The sequence below is a fragment of the Geofilum rubicundum JCM 15548 genome (assembly GCF_000974365.1).
GTDB lineage: Bacteria > Bacteroidota > Bacteroidia > Bacteroidales > Marinilabiliaceae > Geofilum > Geofilum rubicundum.
This window is the reverse complement of the sequence record NZ_BAZW01000134.1, coordinates 1-2,089: the sequence shown is the minus strand read 5'-3', so window position 1 is coordinate 2,089 and position 2,089 is coordinate 1. Positions and strand designations below refer to the sequence as shown.

2 protein-coding genes are annotated in these 2,089 nt (G+C 48.3%); both read right to left on the bottom strand.

All coding sequences use genetic code 11. From position 1 onward, the window contains the following. Nucleotides 1–35 precede the first annotated feature (35 nt). On the bottom strand, nucleotides 36–1,841 hold the full coding sequence (locus JCM15548_RS20340) for an ABC-F family ATP-binding cassette domain-containing protein (protein WP_262487169.1): 1,806 nt from the start codon (nucleotides 1,839–1,841) through the stop codon (nucleotides 36–38). 17 nt (nucleotides 1,842–1,858) lie between these two features. Continuing rightward, nucleotides 1,859–1,990, bottom strand: a complete 132-nt coding sequence (locus tag JCM15548_RS25920; RefSeq protein ID WP_262487168.1) for a hypothetical protein — start codon at nucleotides 1,988–1,990, stop codon at nucleotides 1,859–1,861. Nucleotides 1,991–2,089 lie beyond the last annotated feature (99 nt).

The following is a 2,089-nucleotide window of genomic DNA, read 5'->3' as shown; positions in this document are numbered from 1 at the left end:
TACCCCATCTACCCCATCTACCCTTCCTACCCTACTCAACCTATCTCCCCTTCCGCCTCCCCCAACTCCAGAAGCAGCTCCTCCCATCTCTCCATGGCTTCACTCAGGTCCTTATTCACCTTCTCATACTGGATATAAATCTGTGACATATCGTCTTCCGGACCGGGGTTGGCCAGTTGTACATCCATTTGTGCGATGCTGGCTTCCAGTTGTTCAATCCGTCGCTCCGAAGCTTCCACCTCTGTGGACAGCTTTTTGATTTTTTTATTGAGTTCTTTGCGCTCTTCAAAAGAGATTTTGCCTTTGCTTTCCTCCTTGTTTTGAGGTTTGGCGACAACATTTTCTTTCCGGGCAGAAGGTTTCGCTTCCAGTTCTTTGAGCGACTCCAGCTTCTTACTCTCCAGGAAGGAATAGATACCTCCGACGTGCTCCTTCATTTTTTTATTGGTGAACTCAAAGGTCTTCGTAATCAATCCATCCAAAAAGTCCCTGTCGTGCGACACCACCAGAACAGTGCCCTCAAACTCAGCCAAAGCCTTTTTTAACAGCTCCTTGGAGCGAATATCCAAGTGGTTGGTAGGCTCATCCAAAATAAGAAAATTAACCGGCTCAAGCAATAGCAGAACCAAGGCCAAACGCGTGCGTTCCCCACCGGATAGCACCGCCACTTTTTTATCGGCCGCTTCGCCGCCAAACAAAAAAGCCCCGAGCAAATCCCGGATCTTGGTCCGCACCTCCCCCACAGCTACCCGGTCGACCGTCTCGAAAACGGTCAGGCGCTCATCCAGTTGGTCGGCCTGATTCTGAGCAAAATACCCCACTTTCACCTGATGCCCCAGGACAATCTCCCCCTGGTAGTCTATTTCATTCAAAATGATGCGGGCCATGGTGGTTTTTCCTTCCCCGTTTTTACCGACAAAGGCGATTTTATCGCCCCTTTCAAGGGCAAAATGAATATCGTCCAGCACATGCAGGTCGCCATAGAACTTGGAAATATGATGGCCCTTAACTGTGATCGCCCCTGAATGTGGGGCCGGCGGAAACTTGATGCGCAAGGCACTGTTATCAAACTCATCGACTTCAATGCGATCAATTTTCTCGAGTTGCTTGATGCGTGATTGCACCTGAACCGCTTTTGTGGCCTGATAACGGAAGCGTTCGATGAACGCTTCCGTGTCGCCAATCTTCTTTTGTTGATTGCGAAAGGCAGCCAGTTGCTGCTCTCTCCTTTCGTGTCTTAACTCCACAAAGCGGGAATAAGATGCCTTATAATCGTATATTTTCCCCAGCGAAATCTCCACCGTCCGTATGGTGATATTATCCAAAAAAGCCCGGTCGTGAGAAATCAAAAGCAAGGCTCCGGAATAGTTTTTCAAATAGTCCTCCAGCCATTGGATGGATTCAATATCGAGGTGGTTGGTGGGCTCATCCAGTAAAAAAACATCCGGCTGTTTCAGCAGAATTTTGGCCAGCTCAATACGCATGCGCCAACCACCACTGAACTCGGAAGTGAGGCGACCGAAATCACTGCGTTTAAAACCCAAACCTTTGAGCGTCTGCTCCACCAGCGAATGATAACTGTGTCCACCGAGCATGTTGAAGCGGTCCGACTTGTCGGTCAAATCATGAATCAATTGCATGTAACTGTCTGATTCATGGTCGGTGCGACTGGCCATTTCATCGGTTAAGCGCTCCACTTCCTTTTCCAGGTAGATGATATCTTCAAACGCGGTTTCAGCCTCCTGTATCACCGTTTGCGTATCATCGTACTCCAAATGCTGCGGCAAATACCCGAGGGTTAAGTCTTTGGGCAAAGCCACCGTACCTTCTGACGGCAACATCTGGCCCGAAATAATCTTTAACAGCGTGGATTTTCCTGCCCCATTTTCCCCACCAAACCAATACGATCCCGCGGATTTATCAAAAACGAAACATCGTCGAACAGACGAAAACCCCCAAAATCTACTGTTAACTGATTGATTGATACCATTCTTATCTTAAAATTTTAACAATCTGTTTTCCCTATTCCTATTCCACTCCCTCTCAACACCCAACTCCCCTTCCTACCCCATCAACCCCTTCCTACCCC

Excerpts from the sequence above, each read along its gene's own strand:
- JCM15548_RS20340 (WP_262487169.1), bottom strand. The coding sequence starts at position 1,841 with ATGTTGCCGTCAGAAGGTACGGTGGCTTTGCCCAAAGACTTAACCCTC.
- JCM15548_RS25920 (WP_262487168.1), bottom strand. The coding sequence starts at position 1,990 with ATGGTATCAATCAATCAGTTAACAGTAGATTTTGGGGGTTTTCGTCTG.